This window comes from Rhodoblastus sp. (genome assembly GCF_052145335.1).
In the GTDB taxonomy this organism is placed as follows: Bacteria; Pseudomonadota; Alphaproteobacteria; order Rhizobiales; family Beijerinckiaceae; genus Rhodoblastus.
In genome coordinates this window covers 1-26,478 of record NZ_JBKQOU010000264.1, presented here as the reverse complement: position 1 = coordinate 26,478, position 26,478 = coordinate 1, and the positions used below count along the sequence as shown (strand labels likewise).

Genomic DNA, 26,478 nt, shown 5'->3' with positions numbered 1-26,478 from the left:
CCGTCTCGCGCGCCATTTCGCCGATTTCGACGGCTTGCGGCGCGGCGCGCGGGCGCCCGCCGCGGCCGGAGCGCGCGGCGGCGTCGACGGGATCGGCCCGGTGGTGATCGAATCGATCGTCGATTTCTTCGCCGAGCCGCACAACGAGACGGCGATCGACGCGCTCGTCGCCGAGGTGACGATCGAGCCGATGCCGGCGCTCGAGACCGGCCACCCGCTCGCCGGCAAGACGATCGTCTTCACCGGCTCGCTCGAACGCATGACGCGCGACGAGGCCAAGGCGATGGCCGAGCGCCTGGGGGCGAAGGTGTCCGGCTCGATTTCCGCCAGGACCGACCTCGTCGTCGCCGGACCCGGCGCCGGTTCGAAGCTCGCCAAGGCGCGCGAACTCGGCGTCGAGACCATCGACGAAGACGCCTGGCTGGCTCTCATCGGCGGGGGAGGGGCGTAGCGCCGCCCAGCGAAAGCCGAACTGTTTCTTAACCAAAAATATTTACCTTGCGGTAATTCCGTAAGGTGAGACTGCCTATGAAATCCATTTTTGTTTCCGCCGCCGTCGTTTTGGCGGCCTCCCTTTCGGCTCTGGCGGATCCGACCCCCTATCTCGCTTCGCCTGACGGGCTTTACGAGCCAGCTTACGCGCGCCCTCCGGGATATGAGCCCCTCGGCGCCTTCGGGACCCCGCGCTGGACCGGCTTCACCGTCGGCGCGCAATGGGGCGGCGGCGCCGGCGGCTCGCGATGGTCCGATCCGACCGGATTGTTGGAGTTCAACACTCCGCGCCTGCCGGCGACCGGCGGTCAGGCTGGTCTTCTGGGCGGAGGAAACGTCGGTTATGGCTATCAGATCCGCAATGTTTTCATCGGCGCGGAAGCGGAAGCCAGCGGCGCCGGGCTGACCGGCAACGCGCCTTGCGGCGGCACGCTCGGCGTGGGCGGTTTTGGCTGGAATTGCCGCTCGCATACCGACATCCTGAGTTCCGCGTCGCTGCGCGGCGGCATCGTCGAAGGCGACACGCTGGTCTATGGCAAGGTTGGCGTCGCTTATGCGCAGGAGTCGGCCTATACGGAAACCTGGGTCCCCGGCTATCCCAGTTCGCAGAGCGGCGCCACCCTGGGGCGGTTCGGCCTGACGGTCGGCGGCGGCGTGGAAGTGTCGCTGAACAGCCATTGGTCGGCGCGGGCGGAATATGACTATTACGGCTTTGGCTCGCAAAGTTTTTCCGGCATCGATCCCGTTTACCTTTCCCGCAGCGGCGCGAGCTTCAGCCTGTCGGAAAACGTCGTCAAATTCGGCCTGAACTTCCGCTTTGGCGGAGCAGTCCTGCCGGCCGAACCGCTGAGTCTGACCGCCCTTGACGATCTCGTCACCGAAATCGGCGCGCGTACGGGCTATTCGACTGGCGGCTTCCGCAAGAGCCTGTACGATCCCTATACGCCTGGCCAGTTGAACTCACGCCTGAAATGGTCCGACCAGAACGGCGCGCCGATCGAATCCTATATCCGCGTCGATCACAAATCGGGCGTTTACGGCAAGGTCATGTTCGGCGGCATCGAACTGGCCAACGCCACCATGACCGACGAGGATTTCCCGCCGGCGATCAGCCCCTATTCGAAGACGACGAGCACGACGCAAAACGGCCGTACGCTCTACGGCGTGGCCGACCTCGGCTATGACCCGCTGCGCGGCGCCAATTGGAAAGCCGGCGGTTTTGTCGGCTATTCCTATTACCAGCAGGAGATGAACGCCAACGGCTGTTCGCAGACCCAGGCCGGCAGCAGCGTTTGCCAGCCTCCTGGCTTTGTGCCGGCGAGCCAATTGACGCTCAGCCAGAGCGAAATATGGAACGCGGTGCGCCTTGGCGTGTCGGGCGACGTGACGGTGGCGGAGCGGATCAACCTGGCCGGCGAGGCGGCGTGGCTGCCCTATGCGCATCTCAGCGCCACGGACAATCACTGGCTGCGCCCCGACATCGACCCGATGTCGGAAACCGGCGTCAGCCATAACAGCTTCCAGCTTGAGGGCGTGGCCTCCTACCGCTTCAACAACCGCGCTTCGCTGGGCCTTGGCGTGCGCTACTGGGCGTTTGTCGCGGCGGACGGCGGCACGACCTTCCCCACCGCCACGGCCAGGTCAGCGGAAAGCTTCAACTCCGACCGCACAACGGTCTTCGTCCAACTGGCGATGAAACTTGGCATCCTCGACGGAGCGCAGCCGGTAGTCGCCGCCAAATACTGATTGGACACTCACGCGGCGCCGCGGTTGCCAGCGGGGCGCTGCGGCCCTATCTCATGGCGGAGGCGGTTCCTTCTCCATGCTCGATGAAATCTACAATCGCAAAATTCTCGAACTCGCGGCCAATATCCCGCGTCTCGGCCGGCTGGCCGCGCCGCAGGCCAGCGCCAGCGCGCATTCGCGGCTGTGCGGATCGAGCGTCACCGTCGATGTGGTGGTCGAGGACGGGCGCGTCGCCGATTTCGCGCAGGAGGTCAAGGCTTGCGCGCTCGGCCAGACGTCCTGTTCCGTCATGGGGCGCGAGATCATCGGCGCCGCGCCGCAGGAAGTGCGCGATGCGCGCGAAGCCTTGAAGAAGATGCTCAAGGAAAACGGACCGCCGCCGCAGGGCCGCTTCGCCGACGCCGGCGTATTGGCGCCGGCGCGCGAATACAAGGCGCGCCACGCTTCGATCCTGCTGGTTTTCGACGCGGTGGCCGAGGCGCTCGACAAGATCGAGAAAAACGCCGAGACGGCGGAAATGCGTCAATGATTTCGGTCAATGCTTTATTTTTGCCAAAGGCCTATTATTTAATTTGTGGCGAATGGTCCCAGGCATTCAGCAAGAGAAGCGGTCAGGGCCGTCGTCGTGGCGCCCCGCGTGAAGATGGGCCTTCGGCCCGTCGGCGGGACGGACAGGAGGATGTCATGAAAACGATGCTTCCGGATCTCTGGACGCGCGATCTTATGACGGACCCCTTCCGCGCTCTGGAGAGGGATCTGTTCGGGCGCGACTTTCCGAAACTTTTCGAAATGCCCGCGCGGCAAGCTGCGCTTCCCGTTCCGGCGATGAATATCGCGGAAACGGAAAACGCCATCGAAGCGACGCTGGAAATCCCCGGCGTCGAGGAAAAGGATATCAAGGTTCGCGTCGAGGGCGACCGTCTGATCGTCTCCGGCGAGAAAAACTGGGAAACAAAGAAGGACGAAAAAGACTGGCACGTTGTAGAGCGCCGCTATGGCGCGTTCAATCGTTCGGTGCTGTTGCCGTTTGAGCCGGCGGCTGATGCGATCACCGCCCATTACGACAAGGGCGTCCTGCACCTGACCGTGCAAAAGCCCGCCGCAAAAACGACCGCCGCCAAGACCATTCCGGTCATGACCGGCGCGCCGAAAGTGGAAGAGCCTGCGAAACCGCACTGATGTTTCGGCGGCGAGTGAGTTGACGACCGGCCCTCATGGGGAACCATGGGGGCCGGCCTTTTAACAATGTAGCCTCGTCTTTGAGGTTTTTAATCCCGCAGGTCTATGCGGATCGGCACATGGTCGGAGGGCTTGTCCTTGGCGCGCATGTCCTTGTCGATAGTCACCGAGGCGAGGCGGTCGGCGGCTTGCGGCGACAGCAGCAGATGGTCGATCCTCAGGCCTTTGTCGCGCGGCCAGGCGCCGGCCTGATAATCCCAGAAAGTGTATTGCTTGCTCGCGTCCGTGGTGGCGCGCAGGGCGTCGAAAAAGCCCAGCGCCAGCAACTCGCGGAATTTTTCGCGCGTCCGTGGCGCAAACAAGGCGTCATTAACCCAGGCGGCTGGATCGTAAACGTCGCGCGCGTCGGGAATGACGTTGTAATCGCCGCACAGCACCAGCCTTTCCTCATAAGCCAGAAGCTTTTTGGCGTGGGCGATCAGCCGGTCCATCCAGCCGAGCTTGTAGCTATATTTGTCGGTGTCGATGGGATTGCCGTTCGGCAGGTAAAGACAGCCGACCCGCACTACCGTCTTGCCGCTGGGAATGACCGCCTCGATGTAGCGCGATTGCTCGTCATTTTCGTCGCCGGGAAGCCCGGTAGACGTCTCGAACGGCATTTTGGACAGGATGGCGACGCCATTATAGCTTTTCTGGCCATGCACGGCGACGTTATAGCCCGCCGCCTCGACTTCCAGGCGCGGAAAAGCCTCTTCCTGGCATTTCAGTTCCTGCAGGCACAAGACGTCCGGTTGGACCTCGCGCAGGTAGGCGAGCAGAGCTTCGGTTCTCTGGCGGACCGAATTGACGTTCCAGGTGGCGATGCGCAAGCTTCACACCTTTCCGGCGGCGGGACGCCGGCTCACTGGCGGCCGGGCGCGCATCAGCTTGGGCGTCGGGCCGTGGGGCGTCACGCCTTCGCGCATCAGCGCACGGCGCAAGGGTCCGATAGCGGAGAAGAAGTTAAGGGCGAAGGCGCGGGCGAAATCCACAGGCAAGGCGTGAACGAGCAAGGAACGGTTCAGGACATCGACGCCATTGATGCGGAACCCGATATCGAGCGCGCGTTGCCGCTCATAGGTTTCGAGCGCGCGCGAGATCTTGTCCGGTTCGTCGAGAGCGACGCCTTCCAGGCAATCGACCAGATTGGCGATGTCACGCAAGCTCAAATTGAGGCCCTGCGCGCCGATCGGCGGGAAAAGATGCGCAGATTCGCCGATCAGGGCCATGCGCAGTCCGGTGACGCGCGAGGTTTTCAGGCCGCCCATCGGAAAGGCGCCCAGTGGACCGTCGATAGTGACGGCGCCGAGAATCCCGTGCGACTCATCCTCGATTTCGGCGGCCAGCATTTCCGGCGACAAGGCCTGTAAACGCAGGGCCTCTCGCGGCGTGACCAGCCAGACCAGGCTGGAGCGATGCGGGGCGCCGTCGCGTCCGCGCAGCGGCACGAAGGTGAAGGGGCCGGAACGCTTGTGAAATTCGGTCGAAATATTGTGGTGCGGCTTTTCATGCGCCAGAAGCACGGTCAAGGCGATCTGCGGATAGGACCAGGTTTTGACGGTGATGCCGGCGATCTGGCGCGCCTGCGAATTGCGGCCTTCCCCGGCGACGATGAATTTGGCGTTGATCCAGCCGTCCGAGGCGAGCCTTGCCCTGGCGACCGAAAAATTCAGTTCAAAGGTGTCGACCAGATCCTCGATCAGGGTAATGGCCGGATTTTTCTTCGCCGCTTCGGCCAGTTCGACCACCAGAGCGTTATTTTCAATATTCTCGCCGAAAGCGTCGAGATCGATTTCCCGCGAGCGGAACTCTTTTGGCGTGGTGGGGAAGATCGAGCCGGTGTCGTCGATCATGCGAATCCCCTCCATCGGGGCGGCATGAGCGGAGCAGGCTTCCCACAGGCCCAAAGCCCGGTAAAAGCGTAGGGAGCCTTCGAACAGCGCGACGGTGCGGCCGGCAAGATTGGTCTCGATCTTGCCGACGACTACCACCTTGCGGCCCTGCGCCGCGAAGGCATGGGCGGCGGAAAGGCCCGCCGAACCGGCCCCGGCGACCAGCACGTCGCATTCGATCGGGCTTTTGTCCGCCGCTTTCCCGTCCGTCTGGCTCATGGCGCGTTCCTCTCCGCTGCGCGAAGCTTGTATTTAGGACGCCAAGACCTGGAACGGCAATACGCGTTTGACAATGGGGCGTTTCGCCGCGCCCGCGGGTCCGGCGAAAGCCTCAATCCGTGCGCGAGGCGATGGCTATTCTTGGCGGATTGCCCAGACGTTTGTCTAGATAGACGCCGACCTTGTCGATCAGGTCTTCGACGCGGTCCTCGAAGAAATGATTGGCCCCTTCGACCACCGCATGTTCGATCTGGATGCCCTTCTGCGTCTTGAGCTTTTCGATCACGGCGGTGACTTCCTTGATCGGAGCGACGCGGTCCTGGTCGCCATGGACGAACAGGCCGGAGGAGGGGCAGGGCGCCAGGAAGGTGAAATCGAAACGGTTTGCCGGCGGGGCAATGCAGATAAAGCCCTCGATTTCAGGACGGCGCATCAGCAACTGCATGCCGATCCATGAACCGAAGGAGACGCCGGCGATCCAGCAGGAGCGGGCCTCCGGACTGATCGACTGCGCCCAGTCAAGCGCCGAGGCCGCGTCCGACAATTCGCCCTGCCCGTGGTCGAAAGAACCCTGCGAGCGGCCGACGCCGCGAAAATTGAAGCGCAGGACCGAAAAACCGCGCTCGGCAAAGGCATAGTAAAGATGATAGACGATCTGATTGTTCATCGTGCCGCCGAATTGCGGATGCGGATGAAGTATGATCGCTATCGGCGCGCCGCGCTGCTTGGACTGATGGAAACGTCCTTCGAGACGACCGGCGGGTCCGTTGAAAATAACCTCGGGCATGGTTTGGGTCTCGATTGAAGGGTAAGAATGAACTTCTTACCGAAGCGCGCGTCGAAGAAGCAAACTTTTTCGTCAAATTTTCGCGGAGAATCGTGTGCTGGTCGTTATTCGTATCTTCTCGCTGGTGATTGTCGCGGCGGTCGAACATTTTCGCGACGGCCTCGCCTATCCGGCGCTGATCGTGGCGGCGCTGCTGGGTTGGCGTGGAATCGGGTTTTATTGGCTCGCCGCGCCGATCCTGGCCCTCGCCATCGCCGCCAACCAGATTTACGCCAACGCCACCAGTTCGGGAAAAATCGCCGCCGCGATGGGCAATTTTCCGTTCGAACTGATGGTTTTCGCGTTTTTGTCGCTGGTCGGCTATCTGGCAGGCCTGCTTTGGCGGCGGCGCGGATCGTCGCCTGCGCCGCGCTAAACGCTTTTGCGCGTCAGGCCAGAGCTTTGAACGAAACGCCCGCCGGCAGCGGGGTGTCCTCGGGCACAAAAAAGTCCTGGGCCAGCGGCGATGTGGGATCGACGCGATAGACATCGAAATCGCTTACCCCGTTTTCGCTCAGGAAGAGATCGTCGATCAGGAAGCGTCCGGTCAGGTCCCGGCTCTGCGTGATGAAAATGGCGTAGGCGGCGTCGGCCATGATTTCCGGCTTGCGCGAGGCGCGCATCAGCTTTTCTCCGCCGAGCAGATTGTTCACCGCCGCCGTGGCGATCGTGGTGCGCGGCCACAGGGCGTTGACCGCGATACCCGAGGAACGCAATTCCCCAGCGAGGCCGAGAACGGCCAGGCTCATGCCGAACTTCGCCATGGAGTAAGCGGTGTGCGACGCGAACCATTTCTCCTTCATGTCGAGTGGCGGCGACAGCATCAGCACATGCGGGTTGGCGGCCTTGGCGAGATAGGGAACCGCGAGCTTGGTGGTCATATAGGAGCCGCGCGCGTTAACCTGGTGCATCAGGTCGAAACGCTTCATGTCGATGTGCTGGCTGTCGCCGAGCGCAATGGCGCTGGCGTTATTGACGACAATGTCGATCCCGCCGAATTTTTCCGCCGTTTGCGCCAGAGCCTGCGCAACCTGCGCTTCCTCGCGCACGTCGACCGTCAGCGGCAGCGCCTTGCCGCCGGCGGCCTCGATTTCCTCCGCCGCAGTGAAAATAGTGCCGGACAACTTGGGATTCGGCTCCGCGGTTTTTGCGGCGATGGCGACATTCGCGCCGTCGCGCGCGGCGCGCAAGGCGATGGCGAGGCCGATGCCGCGCGACGCCCCGGTGATGAACAAGGTTTTGCCTGCTAATCCGGCCATGTGTTTCTCCCCTTTGTTTGTTTGCCCTGAGCGCGACGCGTCGCGATCAGGGAATTCCTCTCATCAGCTCGGCGTCGCATTCGCTCCCAACCTGACGGCGCGGGCCCGCGCCGTCAGGCCGAGTTCATTTGCTCTTGTTGAGAAAGGCGGCGAGCGCCGCCTGAGCCTGCGGCGTCTTGAGCGCCTCTCTAAATGCCTCTAGCTCGACCTCGATGCACGCGAGGATTTCTTCTCGGTCGCCGCGCAAAAATTGGCGCGCCCGCAGCAGGGCGGCGCGCGGCTTGGCCGTCAGCGCGGCGGCCTTTCCGCGTGCGAATTCGACCAGAGTTTCGTTGGTGACTATGGCGTTGACGAGGCCGGCGGCAAGCGCTTCTTCGGCGTCGAAGCTTTCGGCCAGCAGCAGCCAGGCGCTGGCCCGGACCATGCCGACGCGGCGCGGCAACAGCAGCGAGGAGCCCGCTTCCGGCAGCAGGCCGAGATTGACGAAGGGCAACGAAAAACGGGCGTCGGGCGCGACATAGATCAGGTCGCAATGCAACAGCATGGTGACGCCGACGCCGATCGCGAGCCCCTCGACCGCCGCGACGATCGGCTTGGAAAAGCCGGCGATTTTTCGCACGAAGGCGACCGCGCTCAACTCCTCGCCGCTCTGCGCGGCGCGGGCGAAATCGGCGATGTCGTTGCCGGCGGTGAAAACGCCGCCTGCGCCCCTGACGAGGACGGCGCCGATGGTGGCGTCGCTTTCGGCCTCGACCAGCCCGGCGATCAGGGCGCGATACATGTCGCTGGTCAAGGCGTTCTTTTTTGCCGGCCTGTTCAGCGTCATTTCCAGAACCGCGCCTGAGCGGGAAATTTCGATTTCGGCCATGCTGGAAACCTTTATCTGTCCGGCGCTTTCGCGGCGGGTCAGGCGAATGTAGATTGCATTTCGCCTTCTGTCGCTGGCGGCAAAAGGTTTATATATGAACCATATTGGCCGACCCAAGTCAAATGCGGGCGGCCTAAGTCAAGTGAACTTGCGGGAATCGGGACTGGAATTGATGATTGATAAAAATGCGCGCAAGACGCATCTGCTGGCCGCCGACGCCGGCGGGCTCGCAAAAGCGGCCGAAATGCTGCGCGAGGGACGTCTCGTCGCCTTCCCGACCGAAACAGTCTACGGACTTGGCGCCGATGCCGCCAATGCGCGCGCCGTTGCCGAAATATATCGCGCCAAGGGTCGGCCGAGTTTCAACCCGCTGATCGCCCATGTCGCTGACCTTGCCTCGGCGCGGCGCGAGGGGCGTTTCGACGACCGGGCTTCGATGCTGGCGGAAGCCTTCTGGCCGGGGCCGCTGACCCTGGTGCTGCCGCTGGCGGCAGGCGCGAGCGTTTGCGATCTGGCGCGGGCGGGCCTCGACAGCGTCGGGCTGCGCATACCCGCCCACCCGGTCGCATTAAGCCTGCTGGCGGCGGCGGGGCGGCCCATCGCCGCGCCTTCGGCCAATATTTCCGGCCATGTCAGCCCCACGACGCCGGCGCATGTGCTGGCCGATCTCGGCGGGCGCATCGAGGCCGTGATCGACGGCGGCGCCTGCGGCGTCGGCGTCGAATCGACCATTGTCGCCTTGCTCGACGGTCCGCCGCGCCTGTTGCGACCGGGCGGCGTTCCGCGCACAGCCTTGGAAGAATTATTGGGCAAGGAGCTTTTGTGCGCCGAGGGCAGCGAACAACCGCTCTCGCCGGGGCTGTTGGCCTCCCATTATGCGCCCCGCGGAATTTTGCGGCTGGGAGCCGAAAACCTGCGCGAGGGCGAGGCGGGACTGGATTTTGGCGGCCGTTTCGCCGGCGCAGCGGCGAAGACCTTCGATCTTTCGCCGTGCGGCGATCTCGCCGAGGCCGCCGCCAATCTCTTCACCTTTTTGCGCGCGCTCGACGAGGGCGGCGCCACAAAAATCGCCGTGGCCCCGATTCCCGCCGCCGATCTTGGCGAGGCGATCAACGATCGGTTGCGTCGCGCCGCCGCTCCGCGAAACTAAAGCCATTTCCGCTCCGATCAAAGCGGAGCGGAAATGGCTCCAGATTCCTATTTTCACGGTTATGTTCACGGGAACCGGGGCCCACTTCGCTTGAAAACACTTTAAAATTTCAGGCGAACTTGAACTCGGTTGCGATTTGAACCATTTTTAGTCCATGAATCAGATCAGCTGGGACGATTTTCGCCTTGTGCGCGGCATTGCGGAGTCCGGTTCGCTGGTCGGCGCGGCCGCCGCGCTCAATCTCAATCATTCGACGGTGTTTCGCCGCCTCGGCGCGCTCGAAGCGATGATCGGGGCGAAATTGTTCGAACGATCGCGCAACGGCTACGCCGCCACCGCCGCCGGACAGGAAATGGTGGTGCTGGCCGAACGCATGGGCCGCGACGTCACCGACTTCGAACGAAGGATCGCCGGGCGTGACGACAAGCCCTCGGGCCTGTTGCGTGTGACGACCAACGACGCCTTGTTCAATTATGTGCTCAGCCCGGTGCTGGCCAGTTTTCGTCAGGCTTTCCCCGACATCCAGCTCGACGTTCTGGTGGTCAACCAGCCGCTGAACCTGTCGCGCCGCGACGCGGACATCGCCGTGCGTTCGACCTATGCGCCGCCCGAGACGCTGGTCGGGCGGCGCATCGGCTCCTCGGTCTGGGGCCGCTATGTGTCGCGGGCGCTTTACGAAGCCGGTTTCGATCCGTCCGACGAACGCCATTCCTATATAGCCTTCAACGAACATTTCGGCGGCGTCGAAGTGTTCGACTGGATCGAGAAGGAAATTCCGTCGCATCGCATCGCCATGCGCTGCAACACGACGGTCGGGCTGGCCAAATGTATCGCCGAGGGCATGGGCATTGGTTTTCTGCCGCGTTTCATCGGCGACCAGCATCCCGAACTGGTCTGCACCGACGAGCCGATGGCCGGAAAGGGCGCCGATCTCTGGCTGCTCACCCATCCCGACCTGCGCCATGCCGCGCGGGTCCGCGCCTTCATGGATCACGCCGGAGCCCAGCTGAGCAAGAGACGCGCCGTGCTCACGGGCAGCGGCAACGGCGAATAGTTTTGTCGCCCTAGCGTAAAAACAGCTCAATCGATCTCGACGATCACCCGTCCGCGCACTTTGCCTTCCAGAATTTTCTTGGCGGTGTCGATGACTTCGCTAAAGCCGATGATCGTGCTGATCTCGTCAAGTTTTTCGCGGTCGAGATCGCGCGCCAGCCGCTCCCAGGCGACCAGGCGCGCGGCTTTGGGCTTCATCACGCTGTCGATCCCGAGCAGGGATACGCCGCGCAAAATGAACGGCGCGACCGAAGTCGGCAGATCCATTCCCTGCGCCAGTCCGCAGGCGGCGACCGCGCCCTCATAAGAGGTCTGCGCCAGCACATTGGCGAGCGTGTGCGAGCCGACGCAGTCCACCGCCGCCGCCCAGCGCTCCTTGCCGAGCGGCCTGCCAGGGCTGGAGAGTTCGGCCCGGTCGATGAGGTCGGCGGCGCCAAGAAATTTCAAAAAATCCATTTCTCCGAGCCTGCCGGTCGAGGCGATGACGCGCCAGCCCGCCTTGGCGAGCAATGCGGTCGCCACCGAACCGACGCCGCCTGCTGCTCCGGTGACCAGCACGGGACCGCGATCCGGGGTCATGCCCTGTTTTTCCAGCGCCATCACCGCGAGCATGGCGGTAAATCCCGCCGTGCCGATCGCCATGGCTTCGGCGGCGGTCAGGCCATGCGGCAAGGGCACGAGCCAGTCGCCTTTCACCCGCGCTTTTTCCGCAAGGCCGCCCAGGTGGGTCTCGCCGACGCCCCAACCGGTCAGCACCACGGCGTCGCCGCGCTTGAAATCCTTGTGAGAGGAGGTTTCGACCACGCCGGCGAAGTCGATGCCGGGGATCATCGGAAAGCGCCGCACCACCGGCGATTTCCCGGTGATCGCCAGCCCGTCCTTGTAATTCACCGTCGAGTGGCTGACGCGCACGGTGACGTCGCCGTCCATCAATTCCGATTCATCGAATTGCGAATAAGCGGCGCGGTAGCCGGAATCGTCCTTGTCGATGCGGATGGCGTTGAAACTGGACATGCTGGCCCCCTTTTAAGCAGGCCATGAAACGTCGGACTTTTTGACGCGTCAAGCAAGCCGAAAGGCGGCCCCTACAAAACCTTCCCCGGATTGAGGGTGTTTTTCGGGTCGAGCGCCGTCTTGAAGCGCCGCATCACCTCCATCGCCACGGGGTCCTTGACCATCGGCAGAAGTTCGCGCTTCAGCACGCCGATGCCATGCTCGGCGGAAATGGAGCCGTGATATTTCGCCACCACTTCATGGACCTTGGCGTTCAGCTCTTCCCAGCGGCCAAGGTAGGCCTCCTTGTCGGCGCCGATGGGCTGGCTGACATTGAAGTGGATATTGCCGTCGCCCATATGGCCGAATGGCACGGGCCGCGCGCCGGGAATGGCCGCCTCGACCACCGGAATGGCGTCGTCGAGAAAGGCCGGGACCGAAGCCACCGGCACGCAGACGTCGTGCTTGATCGAGCCGCCCTCGAACTTTTGCATTTCCGACAGATTTTCGCGCAGGGCCCAGAAAGCCTTGCGCTGGTCGAGCGAGGCCGCAACCGCCGCATCCTCGACGATTTCCTGTTCGAAAGCCGCGCCGAGCAGGGCCAGCATCACGTCGTTGAGGCCGGTCTCGGATTGCGAGGCCAGTTCCAGCAGCACATACCAATTATGCGCGGCTTCGAGCGGTTCCCGGGCGCCTGACGAGTGCTTGACCACGATCTCGACGCCGAAACGCGACATGAACTCAAAAGTCTTCAAATCCGGCCCGGCCATGCTTTGGGCGAGAACCAGCAGGTCGAGGCAATTTTGCGCGCTGCCGAGGCCGATCAGCGCCGTCTCGATGCCGCGCGGCCGCGGATAGAGTTTCAGCACCGCCGCCGTGATCACCCCGAGCGTGCCCTCGGACCCCATGAACACATGTTTTACGTCGTAGCCGGTATTGTCCTTGCGCAATTTCGAGAGATTGTTGAGCACGCTTCCGTCGGCGAGCACGACCTCCAGCCCGGTGACAAGGTCGCGGGCGTTGCCATAGGCGATGACGGCCGTGCCTCCGGCGTTGGACGCCAGGTTGCCGCCGATGGTGCAGGAGCCTTCCGACGCCAGCGACAAGGGAAACAGCCGGTCGACGCTTTCCGCCGCTTCCTGCACCTTCTGCAAGGTGACGCCGGCTTCGACGACCATGATGTTGGATTCAGGGTCTATCTCGCGGATCTTGTCGAGCCGGCTCAGCGAAAGCAGGATCTCGCGGCCGGAAGCGTCGGGAGTCTGGCCGCCGACGAGGCCGGTGTTGCCGCCCTGCGGCACCACTTTCAGGCCGTTCTTGTCCGCGAAGGCGAGAATGGCGGCGACTTCCTGCGTTGTGCCGGGGCGCGCCACGCAGGCCGCCGCACCGTGCCAGAGATCGCGGGGTTCGCTCAGGTAGCCTTCCATGTCGGCGGGCGCGGTCAGCACATATTTATCGCCGACGATCGCCGCCATACGCGTCGCTATCTCGGCCGGGGACAATTCGGTCATTTCGATTCCGTCAAAAGAAAGTTTGGTCTGCTTTGCCCAAAAGCTTGGGTCGCCGCAAGTTTTTCAGCCAAGGAGCCGCCGTTTGCGCGCCTTGGCCGCCTTTTTGAACACCCCGACCAGTTCGACATGGGGCGAATAGAGAAACTGGTCGACCGGCGTCACGCCGGCAAGATCATAGCCGCCGGAAATCAGGATTTTCGCGTCGCGGGCGAAAGACTGGGCGTTGCAGGACACGCCTACGACGGTCGGGACGGCGCTTTTCGCCAGCTCCCGCGCCTGGTTCTCGGCGCCCGCGCGCGGCGGATCGAACACCACGGCGTCGAAGGCGGATAATTCGCTCGCCAGTAGCGGGCGGATGAAAAGATCGCGCGACTCGCCGTTCATCGTCCGCAAGCCTGCCGTGGCGCGTCCGGCCCGCAGCCCGGCGGCGAGCGCCTCCACTTCGCTTTCGACGCAATAGACCTCCGCCTTTTCGGCGAGGCGCAGCGCGAAAGCCCCGGAGCCGCAGAACAGATCGGCGACCTTTTTTGCCGCGCCTACCGCTTCGACCACCAGTTGCGCCAGCATTTTTTCTCCGGCTTCCGTCGCCTGCAGGAAACTGCCGGGCGGGGGGGCGACCGTGGCGAGGCCCATCGGGATCGAAGGCGGGAGGCGCTCGACCAGAATGGCGCCGTGGTTGGCGATGCGGGCGAGATTGCATTCGTCCGCCGTCACGACCAGAGCCTGCTCGATTGCAAAATCGACTTTGCCGCAGCCGCGAATATCGATGTCCAGGCCGTTGAGGGTGGCGGTAACGACGAAATCCAGCGGCTTGTCCAAAGGAGCGAGTATCGAGGCGATCCGGCGCAGGACCGGGAGCGCCTGCGAAAACTCGGGCGCGAGGATCGGGCAGGCGTCGATTTCGACGATGCGATGGGCGCGCGCCTGCATGAAACCGATATGCGGCTGGCCGCGCTGGTCGTTGCGGCAATGAAAAGTGGCGCGCCGCCGCCCATCGCCCCAGGCTTCGCGCAATGGAGCGATTTCCGTCTCCACGCCTGCGTTGTGCAGGGCGTCGACGACCAGGACGCGCTTCCAGGCGGCATAGGCCGGGGCGCTCAGGTTTTGCACCGCGCAGCCGCCGCAGACGCCAAAATGCGGGCAGGGGGCGGGAACGCGGTCAGGCGAGGGTTTCAGCACTTCCACCAGCTTGCCGCGCTCGCCGTCGACTTCGGCGATGATCTCGTCGCCGGGCAGGGCATAGGGGGTGAAGATCAGGCCCTTGCCGCCATGCGAAACGCCTTCGCCACGCGCGCCAAGCCGCTCTATATGTAGATGGGCGTTGAGATCGATCATGTGCGGCGCGCTCCCAGCAGAAATTCACGATTGCCGTCGCCTCCCTGGATGGGCGAGTCGATCAGGCCGACGATCTCCCAGCCGAGGCCCTTGACCAGCCCTGCGATTTTTTCGCAAGCCGCCTGCCGCGCCTGGCTGTCGCGGACCAGGCCTTTTCTGACGAATTCCGGCCCCGCCTCGAATTGCGGCTTGACCAGCAGGACCGCCTCCGCTTTTTCCGCCGCCAGCGGCAAAATCGCCGGCAGGATCAGCGCCAGCGAAATGAAGCTCACATCGCCGACGATCAATTGCGGCGGCTCGGCCAAGTCATCCGCTCGCAGTTCGCGGGCGTCGCATTTTTCCTGCGATTTGACCCGTTTGTCGCTGGCGATCAGCGGATGGAGCTGGCCGTGGCCGACATCGACGCAGGTGACATGAGCCGCGCCGCGCGACAAAAGCACATGGGTGAAGCCGCCGGTCGAGGCGCCGATGTCGAGCGCGGATTTTCCCGCGGGATCGAAGGCGAAGGCGTCGAGCGCCGCCGCCAGCTTGACGCCGCCGCGCGATACCCAGGGATAGGGCGCGGTGGCGACGAGAATAGCGTCCTCGCCCACCGGTTCGGCGGGCTTTTCGACCGGCCTTCCGTCAAGCGTGACCAATCCGGCCTCTATGGCCTCGCGCGCCTTGGCGCGGCTGGCAAAAAAACCGCGTTCCACCAAGGCGATATCGGCGCGTCGGGCGCTCATGGCTTCGCCTTTCGATTGCAACGATGTTGCTTCCGCCTCGCTCAGGCGGTCTTGGCTTCCGTCGCCGGGCGTCCCAGCGCCTGGAATACTTTGGCGACGATGCCTTTCGCGTCGAGGCCGGCGCGGGCGTACAGCAGTTCCGGCTTGTCCTGATCGAGGAAGATATCGGGCAAGACCATGCTGCGCACGCGCAAACCCTTGTCGAGGAACCCGTCCTCGGCCAGTTGCTGCATGACGAAGGAGCCAAAACCGCCGATCGAGCCTTCTTCGATCGTGATCAGAACTTCGTGGCTGGAGGCGAGGCGGCGCAGCAGATCGACATCGAGCGGCTTGGCGAAACGCGCGTCGGCGACGGTCGTCGAAACGCCCTGCGCCGCGAGAAGATCGGCGGCTTCCATGGCTTCCGCCAGCCGGGAGCCAAGGGACAATATCGCCACCTTGTCGCCCTCGCGCATTACCCGGCCCTTGCCGATTTCGAGCGGGACGCCTTCCTGCGGCATATCCACGCCGGTTCCGTCGCCGCGCGGATAGCGGAAGGCGATGGGGCCGGAATCATGGGCGGCTGCGGTGGCGACCATGTGCACCAGTTCCGCCTCGTCGGCGGCGGCCATGACCACCATGTTCGGCAAAATGCCGAGATAAGCGATGTCGAAGGCGCCAGCATGGGTGGCGCCGTCGGCGCCGACCAGTCCGGCGCGGTCGAGAGCGAAACGCACCGGTAGATTCTGGATCGCCACGTCGTGGACGACCTGATCGTAGCCACGCTGCAAAAAGGTCGAATAGATTGCGCAGAAAGGTTTGAAACCTTCCGTCGCCAGACCGGCCGCGAAGGTCACCGCATGTTGTTCGGCGATGCCGACATCGAACGTGCGCCTGGGAAAAGCCTGCTGGAAGAAATCGACGCCAGTGCCCGAAGGCATGGCGGCGGTTATGGCGACGATCCTGTCGTCCTTCTCGCCTTCCTTGACCAGCGACTGGCCGAAAACCTTGGTGTAGGACGGGGCGTTGGCCTTGGGCTTGACCTGCGTCCCGGTGATCACGTCGAATTTGCTGACGCCGTGATATTTGTCGTCGGCGGCTTCCGCGGGCGCGTAGCCCTTGCCCTTCTGCGTCACCACATGAATCAGCACGGGGTCGCCGACATTGGCGTCGCGAACGTTTTTCAGGATCGGGAGGAGATGGTCGAGGTTGTGGCCGTCGATCGGGCCGACGTAATAAAAGCCCAGCTCCTCGAACAAGGTGCCGCCGGTGACATAGGTGCGGGCGTGCTCGACGGCGCGGGTGATGGCGCGGTCCACGCTTTTCGGCAGGTGACGGGCGATCATCTTGCCGGCGTCGCGCAGTTTAAGATAGGTGCGTCCGGACGACAGGCGGGCGAGATAGGCCGACATGGCGCCGACCGGCGGGGCGATGGACATGTCGTTGTCGTTGAGGATGACGATCAGGCGCGAATGCGAGGCGCCGGCGTTGTTCATCGCCTCGTAGGCCATGCCCGCCGACATCGAGCCGTCGCCGATGACGGCGACGACATTATTGTCGTCGCCGGAAAGATCACGCGCCACCGCCATGCCGAGGCCGGCGGAAATCGAGGTCGAGGAATGGGCGGCGCCGAAGGGATCGTATTCGCTTTCCGAGCGTTTGGTGAAGCCGGAAAGGCCGCCGGCCTGGCGCAGGGTTTTCATGCGGTCGCGCCGGCCGGTGAGGATCTTGTGCGGATAGGCCTGATGGCCGACATCCCAGATGATCCGGTCCTTCGGCGTGTTGAACACATAATGCAGGGCTACGGTCAGTTCGACCACGCCGAGGCTGGAGCCGAGATGACCGCCGGTGACGGATACGGCGTCGATGGTCGCGCGGCGGACTTCTTCGGCGACGGCGCGAAGATCGCTTTCCGGCAAAAGGCGCAGATCCGCGGGAAATTTCACCTTGTCCAGCAAGGGAGTCGTCGAATTATGGTTCACGGCATACTCAATCGCGCATCCGCCCCCCCGGTGGCGCGGACGAATGGCTGCTTTACACGCAACGCGAGGCAGGGGCAATCAAAGGCTTAAATTTAGTTTAACCGTGGCGCTAGGGCGGGGCGCCCGCCAAGGCTTGACGCGGCGGCGGGCGGAGGCTTTGATCGGCGTACAAGGGCTTGGGAGGGGAATATGAGCATGACGCCGGAAGACCTCGGTCCGCCGCCTTCACTGGGACGGGCGATCGAAAAACTGCGGTCGCGATGGGGCTGGCTGGTCGCCTATGGCGCGCTCTGCGTATTGTTCGGCATCGTCGCCCTGGGTCTGGTCGCAGCCTCGACGCTGGCCGTGGTGTTTCTGATCGCGCTGATGCTGATCGTGGCCGGCGGGGCGGAAATCGTGCTCGGCTTCAATTCGCGCGACTGGCCGTCGTTTTTCCTCTGGGTGATCAGCGGCCTGTTTTACCTGGTCTCAGGCGCCTTCGCCTTGGCGCAGCCGGAAGTCGCCGCCGCTGTCCTTACCTTTGTCGTCGGGATCGGCTTCGTCATAGCCGGCGCCGCCCGCATCTGGCTGGGCTTTCGCCTCCCCGCCGGCCCCAAGGCGTTCATCGTGCTGGCCGGCGTGGTCACGACTCTGCTCGGCGTCATGATCCTCGCGGGCTGGCCGGGGGACACGATGATCATTCTCGGAACGCTGTTCGGCGTCGATCTGGTGTTCTATGGAGCGAGCTGGATAGCGCTGGGCCTGAAACTTCGGGCCTGATCTCCGCTGTTCGCCCTTTCCGTTGCGCTTGGCGGTTGATAAAAGGAGCCGGGCGTCCTAACCAATCGGTCCGGCCAAAATCTGGCGGAAGCTGGCGAGCCCTCTCGGGGCCGCGAAGGAATTGAAAATGGCGAAATGGGTCTATTCATTTGGCGACGGCAAGGCGGAAGGCGCAAGCGCCATGAAGGAACTGCTCGGCGGCAAGGGGGCCAATCTGGCGGAAATGGCCAATCTCGGCCTGCCAGTGCCTCCCGGTTTCACCATTTCGACCGAAGTCTGCACCTATTATTACGCCAATGGCCAAAGCTATCCGCCCGAACTCAAGGATCAGGTCGACGCGGCGCTGAACCATGTCGGCGCTCTGGCGGGCCACGTTTTCGCCGATCCGGAAAATCCGCTGCTGGTGTCGGTGCGCTCCGGGGCCCGCGCCTCCATGCCCGGAATGATGGACACGGTGCTCAATCTCGGCCTCAACGACGTAACGGTCGAGGCCATAGCCAGATCGTCCGGCGACGAACGATTCGCCTGGGATAGCTATCGCCGCTTCATCCAGATGTATTCCAACGTGGTGCTGGGGGTCGAACATCACAATTTCGAGGAAATCCTCGAGGTCCACAAGGACCAGAAGGGTTATTTCCAGGACACCGACTTGACGGCCTTCGACTGGCGCAAGGTGGTCGCCAGTTACAAGGAGGCGGTGGAGCGCGAGACAAAAAAACCCTTCCCGCAGGACCCGCGCGAACAGCTTTGGGGCGCCATCAGCGCTGTGTTTTCCTCCTGGATGAACCAGCGCGCCATCACCTATCGCCGCTTGCACGACATTCCCCAAAGCTGGGGCACGGCGGTCAACGTTCAGGCCATGGTGTTCGGCAATATGGGCGAGACCTCGGCCACCGGCGTCGCCTTCACCCGCAATCCCTCGACTGGCGAAAACGCGCTTTACGGCGAATTCCTGGTCAACGCCCAGGGCGAGGACGTGGTGGCGGGCATTCGCACGCCGCAGAACATCACTGAAATCGCCCGGATCGCCGCCAAATCGGATAAGCCGTCGATGGAGACGGTGATGCCGGAGGTTTTCAACGAATTTGTCCGCGCCACCCAACTTCTTGAGCGTCATTACCGCGACATGCAGGATATGGAATTCACTGTCGAGCGCGGCAAATTCTGGATGCTGCAGACCCGCAACGGCAAGCGGACCGGCCGCGCCGCCCTGCGCGTCGCGGTGGAAATGGCCACATCAGGGCTGATTACCCGCGAGGAGGCGATTTCCCGCATCGAACCGGGTTCGCTCGACCAGTTGCTGCATCCGACCCTCGATCCGAACGCCGAGAAGATAATCATCGCCACCGGCCTGCCGGCTTCGCCCGGCGCCGCCTGCGGCGAGATCGTGTTCTCATCCGACGATGCGGAAACCCTGAAGGCGGCCGGCCACAAAGTCATTCTGGTGCGCGTCGAGACCTCGCCCGAGGATATTTCCGGCATGCATGCGGCGGAAGGCATTCTTACGACGCGCGGCGGCATGACCTCCCACGCCGCCGTGGTGGCGCGCGGCATGGGCAAGCCCTGTGTTTCCGGCGCTGGCGCGGTGCGCGTCGATTATGCGGCGCAGACCCTGACCGCCCAGGGACGCACCTTCAGCAAGGGCGACGTCATCACGGTCGACGGAACCGCCGGCCAGGTGATGGAAGGCGCCGTTCCCATGCTGCAGCCGGAAGTTTCCGGCGAATTCGCCGAACTGATGGGCTGGGCCGACGAGGTTCGTCGCCTGAAAGTGCGGGCCAACGCCGACACGCCCGCCGACGCCCGCATCGCGCGGCAATTCGGCGCCGAGGGCATTGGCCTGTGTCGCACCGAACATATGTTCTTCGACAATGAGCGCATCGTCGCGGTGCGCGAAATGATTCTCGCCGAGAACGAGGAGGGCCGCCGCGCCGCTCTGGCGAAGATCCTGCCGATGCAGAGGTCGGATTTCGCTTCGCTTTTCGAGATCATGCATGGGTTGCCGGTGACCATCCGGCTGCTGGATCCGCCCTTGCACGAATTCCTGCCGCATACGTCGGAGGAAATCGCCGAGGTCGCCACGGCGGTGGGGTCGACGCCGGAAAAACTGAAGCGCCGCGCCGACGAATTGCATGAATTCAACCCGATGCTGGGTTTCCGTGGCGTGCGCCTGGCGATCGCCTTTCCGGAAATTGCCGAGATGCAGGCCCGCGCCATTTTCGAAGGCGCGGTCGAGGCGCAGGCCAAAACCGGGCAGCCGGTCATTGCCGAAATCATGGCGCCGCTGGTCTTTTCCAAACGCGAACTCGATCTGGTCAAGGCGCGGATCGACGCGATGGCGGAGGCCGTGGCGAGTGAAACCGGTGTCGCTATTCCCTATCATGTCGGCACGATGATCGAATTGCCGCGCGCCGCACTTCGCGCCGGGGAAATTGCCGAGACGGCGGAATTCTTCTCCTTCGGCACCAACGATCTGACCCAGACGACGCTCGGCATTTCGCGCGACGACGCCGGCTCTTTCCTGGGCGCGTACGTGCAGAAGGGCATATTGCCGCAGGACCCGTTTATTTCCATCGACGTCGACGGCGTCGGCGAACTGGTGGCGCTGGCGGCGGAACGCGGCCGCAAGACCCGCGACGGGATAAAACTCGGCATTTGCGGCGAGCATGGCGGTGATCCGGCTTCCATCGCCTTCTGCGAAAAGACCGGGCTGGACTACGTATCCTGCTCGCCCTATCGCGTGCCGATCGCCCGCCTCGCCGCGGCGCAGGCCGCGCTCGGCCATGCGGCCCGCTCGACGGCGTGAGGGCCGGACGGATCGAAGGAAGCGAGGGCTTTCTTGCGTCAAGAACAGCATATTCTGTCCGTGGCGACACGCGGGCGCGGGTTCTACGAATTTACCCGCGACGCCAGGGACTTCGTCCGCGCCAGCGGGCTGTCGCTCGGCCAAATCACCGTCTTCTGCCGTCACACTTCAGCGTCGCTTTTGATTCAGGAAAACGCCGACCCTTCGGTGCTCGCAGATATGGAGGCGTTTTTCGAGAAACTCGCGCCGGAGGGGCGCGGGCTTTATCGGCACGAAACCGAGGGTCCGGATGACATGCCGGCCCATTTGCGCGCCGCCCTGACGCAAAGCAGTCTGCTCATCCCCTTTGCCGAGAGCGAATTGTTGCTGGGAACATGGCAAGGAATTTATCTGTTCGAACACCGCCGCGCGCCGCATCGACGGGATATTGTTCTGCACGCGGTGGGGGAATAGCGGACTGTCCTTGCCGCCCAGCGCCGTCATCCCATTCCACCGCTCTTGCCAGAATCCGCGCCGCTCACTAGACCCTGCTTCAAAGCACGGAGAGTTTTTTTGGGCGCGCCGTTTCTCGATCTGTCTTCCATCGCCACCGGCGGCAAACGCGGCCTCTCGCGCGCGCTGGCGCTGATCGAAACGCATGAGGGCGCCGCGGAACTGGCGAAACTGCTCGACGCCGCCGTGGAAAAAACGCGCGCCCACGCGGCGGGGCTGACGGGCCCTCCCGGCGTCGGCAAATCCACCCTCACCAATGCGCTTTTGCGCGACTGGCGGGCGCGCGGCGAGACGGTGGGAGTGATCGCCGTCGATCCCTCGTCGCGGCGCACCGGCGGCGCCTTGCTGGGCGACCGTGCGCGCATGGCGACCGACCCGGACGACCAGGGCGTGTTCGTCCGCTCAATGGCGGCGCGGGACCGGCTCGGGGGCCTGTCCGACCAGACCGTCGCGGCTTCCGCCCTGATGCGCGCCTTGTTCGACCGCGTGCTGATCGAAAGCGTCGGCATCGGGCAGTCGGAAGCCGATATTTCCTTCGCCGTGGACAGCGTCATCCTCTGCGTCCAGCCCGGCTCCGGCGACAGCCTGCAGTTCATGAAGGCCGGCGTGATGGAATTGCCGGACATCGTCGTCGTCACCAAGGCCGATATGGGCGACGCTGCGCGCCGCGCCCGAAGCGAGGTCGAGGGCGCGCTGACCCTGTTCGAACGCGACGACGACTGGCGTGTGCCGGTGATCCTCGCCTCGGCCTCCACCGGCGTTGGAATCGAGGAGGTCCACCAGGCTTTGGCCGGGCATCGCGCCTGGGCGGAAAGGTCGGGCGCTCTGACGCGCCGTCGCGTCTCGCAACAACAAGCCTGGGTGGAAGAATCGATCCGCGCCCGTTTCGGCGCGGAAGGTCTTCGCCACGCCGCAGAAGTTCAAGTCGCGGACGAGGGACCTTTTGCCAGGGAGCTGGCGATCGCGCGCGAGCTTTCGCGGAGGCTGGGCTCTCGGTAATTGCGAGGAGCGAGGCGACGAAGCAATCCAGAAGCGTAACGAGCTCTGGATCGCTTCATTTGCCGAGCTTTGCATCACGCGTGCTGCGGCGAAATCATCCGGTAATGCCGGGCCAAGGCGGCAAGCCCCCGGCGCAGGATGAACAGAGCCACGGCGCCGGCCATTTTGGCGTCCTTGTAAGCGCCGATTTCGCGCCCGATATCGACCGGCTCGCGGTCGGCCAGAACGATCGCCGCCAGCGGCTCGCGGAAATCGTCCGGGATGGCGTCGCGCGCGGCGCGGAATTTCTGCAGCGCCTCGATCTGGCTTTCGCAGCGCCACAAGCCCCCCGGCGAATACGCGGCGGAAACCTCCTGCGACGGATCGATCGCGCGCAGCGGATCGAGTCCGGAGCGAAAAAAATCATGGCGATATTTTTCGCCCGCCTGCGCCAAGGCGAGATTTTTTGCGCGGTCGTCGCGGTCGAGCTGGTTGCGGTCGCGCAGCCGCGCCAGCGGCCCGTCGTCCATGCGCATGCGCGCGAAATCGACGGCGACGGCCTCGAACTTGTCGCCGCGCGCGACTTCCACCACCTGGGAAAAAGTTTCGACTTTCGCCGCTTCGCCGGCTTTGACCAGGCGCTCGACGCTCGGCCCTTCCGGCGTGCGATAGCCGATGTTGCGAAACGTCTGCAGCATCCGCAGCGCCTGTTCTTCGCGAGTCATCGGCTTCAGACATGTGAGTTTTGGTAAAGAGATTTTGGTCTTGCGCCGCTTGTTCATCGCTTGCACCTTTTGTTTTCTGTCTGCTTTCAGAGCGAGGAAAAATCGCTGAGGGTGACGATCAATTCGCCGCCGGGATTGCCGCTGTAGCAGGCTACGAATTTGTCGGGGCTTAGGCCGCGACGGATGATCCGGCAGCGGGCCAGCAATTCGATCACTGGGCGCTCCATAGCGCCGAATTGCCGGGTGCGGGAATTGCGAGGCGCGGCGATATCCAGAGCATAAGTGGAGGCGATGCGGCCGGGCTTTTGCGCAGCGAGACGTTTGGCCGCTTGCTCCAGCCATTCTTCATAAGCTTCCGAGCGCACCAGGCCCCGCGGCGTCTGAACATAGAGAATGGAGGCGGGCGGCGGCGGCGGCGCATGCAGCACGATCTTTTTCGCGGCCGCGCGCGGCTCGGCGCTGAGGCCGAACTGGCCGGTTTTCGGGGTCGCGGGACGCGGCCGGGCCTTTTCTACCCGCAGTGGGCGGGCGCCGGCGCGCGGCACGATGACGGTGGTGGAGGAAAAGGGCGAGATTACGCGGAACGGAGCCAGGAAGGTCATGATTCGCCATGGGGAGGGAGGATGCAGTTACCGTTTTGTTTCGGTAATAAGAACATAAGAGGAACAATCCCATCGTGTCAATGGGAAAAATCCCCCTGGACGAAACAGGGTAAATATGGGAAATATCCCATCATGGACGACGCAATCAAAAACCGCGTCCGGGCGGAGATGGATCGGCAGGGCCTCGACATGAAGGGCCTGTCGAAACTTGCGGGCCTTGGCGAAACCTATGTTCGCGACGCGCTCAAGCGCGGGCGCGGCGGCTCGCTGCCGGCCCTGCACAAGCTGGCCGCGGCGCTAGGTCGCTCGCTCGACTGGCTGATCACCGGCGCCGAGGAGGCGGGCGGCGAATTCCCCCCTGAAAAACCGCCACGCCGGCGTCTCGACACCAGCGTCGACCGCGAAATGGTGGATAGCGCGCCTACGAATTCAGGCTCGACCATTTTCGAGGTGGATGTGCGTGCGGGAGCTGGCGGCGGCGGCGTGCCGGTCGAGGCTTTCGTTCATGACGAACGCGGCAATGTTTACGCCGCCGAGGCCATTGCCGCCGAATGGAGCCTGCCTCCGGCCATCATGACGGGCGTGCTGCACGCCTCCGCCCGTCATGTCCGGGTGTTCGAGGTGATCGGCGATTCGATGGAGCCGCGGTTGTTCGAGGGCGACCGCGTTTTCATCGACCTTCGCTACACCATTCCCAGCCCGGAAGGCATTTTCGCGCTATGGGACGGCTACGGCCTGGTGATCAAGCGGCTGCAGATCGTCATGGGCTCCGACCCGATGCGAATTCGCGTCATTTCCGCCAATACCAGCTATTCCCCCTACGAGGCGGGTCTGGACGACGTGAAAATCATCGGCCGATTCGCCGGACGCTTTACCGTAAACTGAGCCTTTCGCGCATCCCATCGTAAACCCACCGACCGTCCCACCAGATCAAAATGGGAAAAATCCCAAAAAAATCTCTAAAATCCCATTTTGCCCATTGACGGGTCGACCGACTTTCTCTATAACTATCCATGTTGAAGATTTCCGCCCGGCCCTCCCGCAAAGAGGCGCGCCGGGTTTTCTCATCCCCTCGCAGTTCTGAAACAACAATCCTCCCGCGACGCCCCCGGCTCGCGGAAGGATTTCGCGCGAGGCGGCCAATCGGACATGGATCGCATATGGCGTCGGACCCGCGCGAAATCTTGAATAAAAAACGCAAAAGCCGGCTCACGCTGGTCGCCGGCGCGCCAAACCCTTCACAGCAAGGCGAGACGCCGCTCGATCGCGTCAATCGCGATCTCGCGATCCTGAATATGCGCCTGCATGGGCTGACCTTTCACGAGATCGCCCGCAAATTGCCGGAGGCGGGATTTCCCCGCGTTTCGGTAAGCCGCATCTTCGCCATCGTCACGAAAAACCTGCGCTCCTGCCGTGAACAGCCGGCCCGCGAATTGCGCCAGCTCGAACTTTTGCGGCTCGATCAATTGCAGGCGGCGCATTACAAGGCGGCGATGGGCGGCGACGCCGCCGCGGCCGCGCGGGTTCTTACCATCATGGACCGGCGCGCAAAACTACTCGGTCTCGACGCCAGCGGCGAGGCGACCAATTCGCTCGACGAGGCGCGCAATTCGCTTTTGAAAAAGTTGGATTCCTTGGCGCGCGGGCAGGCGGCGCCGTCCGCAGATTGTAAAGCGGATGCGAAGAAATAATCGCGTCGATGCGCAAAGCCCCGACAAACGCCCGCGCCCTGGCGCGACTCGGCGCCCGCGAGCGCGCCGCCTTTTTCGGCAGGCTCGACGCCGATGAACTCGAATCCCTGAAAACCCTGTGGCCCTTTTGGGCGCGGCCGGAACAGCTGATTCCGCCGGGCGACTGGGTTTATTGGCTGCCTCTGGCCGGGCGCGGCTGGGGCAAGACCCGCACCGGGGCGGAAACCGTACGCCATTGGGCGCGCGATTTTCCCTTGGTCAACCTGATCGGCGCGACCGCCGATGATGTGCGCGACGTAATGGTAGAAGGCGAATCCGGCGTGCTGGCGATCTGCCCGCGCGATGAGCGCCCTCGCTACGTCGCGCACAGACGGCGCCTGGAATGGCCGAACGGCTCCAAAAGCCTGTTGTTTTCCGCCGAGGAACCGGAGCGGTTGCGCGGAAAACAGCATATGAAATTATGGGCGGACGAACTGGCCGCCTGGCGCTATCCCGACGCCTGGGATCAGGCGATTTTCGGCCTGCGTCTGGGGACGACGCCGCAGGCGATCGTCACCACCACGCCGCGTCCGACCAAACTTATGCGCGAGTTGCTGGCCGACTCGCTCACCTACAAGACGCAGCACTCGACTTTCGAGAACATCGGCAATCTGGCGGAGAATTTTCTCACCCGTGTGGTGCGCAAATATGAGGGCACGCGGCTGGGGCGGCAGGAATTGCACGCCCACATGCTGCTCGACGCGCCCGGCGCCTTGTGGACGCGCGAGATGATCGAGGCGGCTCTGGCCGGCAAGGACGAGCGCCCGAAACTCGGGCGTATCGTCGTCGCCGTCGATCCCCCGGCGACCTCCGGCGAGAACGCCGACGAATGCGGCATGATCGTCGCCGGGCTGGCGTCCGACCGGCGCGTTTTTGTCCTGGCCGATCTTTCGCGCCAGGGCGAGACGCCGCTCGGCTGGGCTTTGCGCTCCGTGACCGCCTTGAAGGAATATGGCGCGGATTGCATTGTCGCCGAGGTGAATAATGGCGGCGAGATGATCGAGACCTTGATCCGCCAGGTCGACGCCAACGCGCCCTTCCGCGCCGTGCGCGCCAGCCGGGGAAAATTCACCCGCGCCGAGCCGGTGGCCGCGCTTTACGAACAGGGCAGGGTGCGCCATTGCGGCGTCTTCGCCAA

At 63.7% G+C, this 26,478-nt stretch carries 26 protein-coding genes; 14 read left to right on the top strand and 12 right to left on the bottom strand.

Annotated elements, in window-relative coordinates; genetic code table 11:
* From ACLP2E_RS16725 to ACLP2E_RS16710, 4 genes are all read left to right on the top strand, one after another.
* On the top strand, window positions 1-451 hold a 451-nt coding region (locus tag ACLP2E_RS16725; protein ID WP_442466574.1), incomplete at its 5' end, for a BRCT domain-containing protein.
* A gap of 77 nt (window positions 452-528) precedes the next feature.
* On the top strand, window positions 529-2,238 hold the full coding sequence (locus ACLP2E_RS16720; RefSeq protein ID WP_442461423.1) for an outer membrane beta-barrel protein: 1,710 nt from the start codon (window positions 529-531) through the stop codon (window positions 2,236-2,238).
* Window positions 2,239-2,314: 76 nt separating this feature from the next.
* On the top strand, window positions 2,315-2,767 hold the full coding sequence (locus ACLP2E_RS16715) for an iron-sulfur cluster assembly scaffold protein (RefSeq protein WP_442461424.1): 453 nt from the start codon (window positions 2,315-2,317) through the stop codon (window positions 2,765-2,767).
* A gap of 155 nt (window positions 2,768-2,922) precedes the next feature.
* Window positions 2,923-3,417, top strand: coding sequence for an Hsp20/alpha crystallin family protein (locus ACLP2E_RS16710; protein ID WP_442461425.1), 495 nt, complete (start codon window positions 2,923-2,925; stop codon window positions 3,415-3,417).
* An 89-nt stretch (window positions 3,418-3,506) separates the two neighbouring features.
* On the opposite strand, the gene xth is transcribed toward ACLP2E_RS16710, so the two are convergent.
* The 3 genes from xth to ACLP2E_RS16695 form a co-directional block, all read right to left on the bottom strand.
* Entirely contained in the window at window positions 3,507-4,286 is a 780-nt protein-coding gene (xth, locus tag ACLP2E_RS16705; protein ID WP_442466573.1) for an exodeoxyribonuclease III, read from the bottom strand.
* A gap of 3 nt (window positions 4,287-4,289) precedes the next feature.
* Entirely contained in the window at window positions 4,290-5,567 is a 1,278-nt protein-coding gene (locus tag ACLP2E_RS16700) for an FAD-dependent monooxygenase (RefSeq protein WP_442466572.1), read from the bottom strand.
* A gap of 112 nt (window positions 5,568-5,679) precedes the next feature.
* Window positions 5,680-6,354, bottom strand: a complete 675-nt coding sequence (locus ACLP2E_RS16695; RefSeq protein ID WP_442461428.1) for an alpha/beta hydrolase — start codon at window positions 6,352-6,354, stop codon at window positions 5,680-5,682.
* Window positions 6,355-6,448: 94 nt separating this feature from the next.
* On the opposite strand from ACLP2E_RS16695, the gene ACLP2E_RS16690 reads away from it, so the two are divergent.
* Window positions 6,449-6,769 carry a hypothetical protein gene (locus ACLP2E_RS16690; protein WP_442461429.1) on the top strand — a complete coding sequence of 107 codons (321 nt, stop codon included), beginning with the start codon at window positions 6,449-6,451 and terminating at the stop codon, window positions 6,767-6,769.
* Between the two features lie 13 nt (window positions 6,770-6,782).
* Here ACLP2E_RS16690 and ACLP2E_RS16685 read toward each other — a convergent pair whose 3' ends face one another.
* Window positions 6,783-7,652 (bottom strand): SDR family oxidoreductase, encoded by an 870-nt coding sequence (locus tag ACLP2E_RS16685; RefSeq protein WP_442461430.1) that lies wholly within the window; start codon window positions 7,650-7,652, stop codon window positions 6,783-6,785.
* Window positions 7,653-7,776: 124 nt separating this feature from the next.
* Complete coding sequence (locus ACLP2E_RS16680; RefSeq protein ID WP_442461431.1) at window positions 7,777-8,520, bottom strand: enoyl-CoA hydratase-related protein; 744 nt, start codon at window positions 8,518-8,520, stop codon at window positions 7,777-7,779.
* 172 nt (window positions 8,521-8,692) lie between these two features.
* Between ACLP2E_RS16680 and ACLP2E_RS16675 the strand changes: the two genes are divergently transcribed.
* Both ACLP2E_RS16675 and ACLP2E_RS16670 read left to right on the top strand, forming a co-directional pair.
* Window positions 8,693-9,670: an L-threonylcarbamoyladenylate synthase gene (locus tag ACLP2E_RS16675; RefSeq protein ID WP_442461432.1), complete on the top strand. Its 978-nt coding sequence runs from the start codon at window positions 8,693-8,695 to the stop codon at window positions 9,668-9,670.
* Between the two features lie 154 nt (window positions 9,671-9,824).
* The gene (locus ACLP2E_RS16670) at window positions 9,825-10,724 is read left to right on the top strand and encodes a LysR family transcriptional regulator (RefSeq protein WP_442461433.1); all 900 of its coding nucleotides are present in this window, start codon (window positions 9,825-9,827) and stop codon (window positions 10,722-10,724) included.
* A gap of 26 nt (window positions 10,725-10,750) precedes the next feature.
* Here the strand turns inward: ACLP2E_RS16670 and acuI are convergent, their stop codons facing one another.
* The 5 genes from acuI to dxs form a co-directional block, all read right to left on the bottom strand.
* Entirely contained in the window at window positions 10,751-11,737 is a 987-nt protein-coding gene (acuI, locus tag ACLP2E_RS16665; RefSeq protein ID WP_442461434.1) for an acrylyl-CoA reductase (NADPH), read from the bottom strand.
* Between the two features lie 71 nt (window positions 11,738-11,808).
* Window positions 11,809-13,227: an FAD-binding oxidoreductase gene (locus ACLP2E_RS16660; RefSeq protein WP_442466571.1), complete on the bottom strand. Its 1,419-nt coding sequence runs from the start codon at window positions 13,225-13,227 to the stop codon at window positions 11,809-11,811.
* A gap of 63 nt (window positions 13,228-13,290) precedes the next feature.
* The gene (locus ACLP2E_RS16655) at window positions 13,291-14,562 is read right to left on the bottom strand and encodes a class I SAM-dependent RNA methyltransferase (RefSeq protein WP_442466570.1); all 1,272 of its coding nucleotides are present in this window, start codon (window positions 14,560-14,562) and stop codon (window positions 13,291-13,293) included.
* On the bottom strand, window positions 14,559-15,287 hold the full coding sequence (locus tag ACLP2E_RS16650; RefSeq protein WP_442466569.1) for a TlyA family RNA methyltransferase: 729 nt from the start codon (window positions 15,285-15,287) through the stop codon (window positions 14,559-14,561). The genes ACLP2E_RS16655 and ACLP2E_RS16650 overlap by 4 nt, the downstream gene beginning before the upstream one ends.
* 41 nt (window positions 15,288-15,328) lie before the next feature.
* A complete protein-coding gene (gene dxs / locus ACLP2E_RS16645; protein WP_442466568.1) occupies window positions 15,329-17,248 on the bottom strand; it encodes a 1-deoxy-D-xylulose-5-phosphate synthase in 1,920 nt (639 codons plus the stop codon).
* A 189-nt stretch (window positions 17,249-17,437) separates the two neighbouring features.
* On the opposite strand from dxs, the gene ACLP2E_RS16640 reads away from it, so the two are divergent.
* The 4 genes from ACLP2E_RS16640 to meaB all read left to right on the top strand — a co-directional run bounded on the left by ACLP2E_RS16640 (window position 17,438) and on the right by meaB (window position 22,304).
* Window positions 17,438-18,007 (top strand): HdeD family acid-resistance protein, encoded by a 570-nt coding sequence (locus ACLP2E_RS16640; protein WP_442463870.1) that lies wholly within the window; start codon window positions 17,438-17,440, stop codon window positions 18,005-18,007.
* A gap of 127 nt (window positions 18,008-18,134) precedes the next feature.
* Window positions 18,135-20,813, top strand: coding sequence for a pyruvate, phosphate dikinase (ppdK, locus tag ACLP2E_RS16635; protein ID WP_442463869.1), 2,679 nt, complete (start codon window positions 18,135-18,137; stop codon window positions 20,811-20,813).
* A 33-nt stretch (window positions 20,814-20,846) separates the two neighbouring features.
* Entirely contained in the window at window positions 20,847-21,266 is a 420-nt protein-coding gene (locus ACLP2E_RS16630) for a secondary thiamine-phosphate synthase enzyme YjbQ (RefSeq protein WP_442466567.1), read from the top strand.
* Window positions 21,267-21,365: 99 nt separating this feature from the next.
* A complete protein-coding gene (gene meaB, locus ACLP2E_RS16625; RefSeq protein ID WP_442466566.1) occupies window positions 21,366-22,304 on the top strand; it encodes a methylmalonyl Co-A mutase-associated GTPase MeaB in 939 nt (312 codons plus the stop codon).
* A gap of 74 nt (window positions 22,305-22,378) precedes the next feature.
* Here the strand turns inward: meaB and ACLP2E_RS16620 are convergent, their stop codons facing one another.
* Both ACLP2E_RS16620 and ACLP2E_RS16615 read right to left on the bottom strand, forming a co-directional pair.
* A complete protein-coding gene (locus ACLP2E_RS16620) occupies window positions 22,379-22,981 on the bottom strand; it encodes a hypothetical protein (protein WP_442463866.1) in 603 nt (200 codons plus the stop codon).
* Window positions 22,982-23,094: 113 nt separating this feature from the next.
* Window positions 23,095-23,610 carry a hypothetical protein gene (locus tag ACLP2E_RS16615; protein WP_442463865.1) on the bottom strand — a complete coding sequence of 172 codons (516 nt, stop codon included), beginning with the start codon at window positions 23,608-23,610 and terminating at the stop codon, window positions 23,095-23,097.
* Between the two features lie 132 nt (window positions 23,611-23,742).
* Between ACLP2E_RS16615 and ACLP2E_RS16610 the strand changes: the two genes are divergently transcribed.
* The 3 genes from ACLP2E_RS16610 to ACLP2E_RS16600 all read left to right on the top strand — a co-directional run.
* On the top strand, window positions 23,743-24,495 hold the full coding sequence (locus ACLP2E_RS16610) for an XRE family transcriptional regulator (protein WP_442463864.1): 753 nt from the start codon (window positions 23,743-23,745) through the stop codon (window positions 24,493-24,495).
* A gap of 299 nt (window positions 24,496-24,794) precedes the next feature.
* Window positions 24,795-25,301 (top strand): hypothetical protein, encoded by a 507-nt coding sequence (locus ACLP2E_RS16605; protein ID WP_442466565.1) that lies wholly within the window; start codon window positions 24,795-24,797, stop codon window positions 25,299-25,301.
* Window positions 25,302-25,309: 8 nt separating this feature from the next.
* Window positions 25,310-26,478: DNA-packaging protein (locus ACLP2E_RS16600; RefSeq protein ID WP_442466564.1), on the top strand; the 1,169-nt coding region annotated here is incomplete at its 3' end.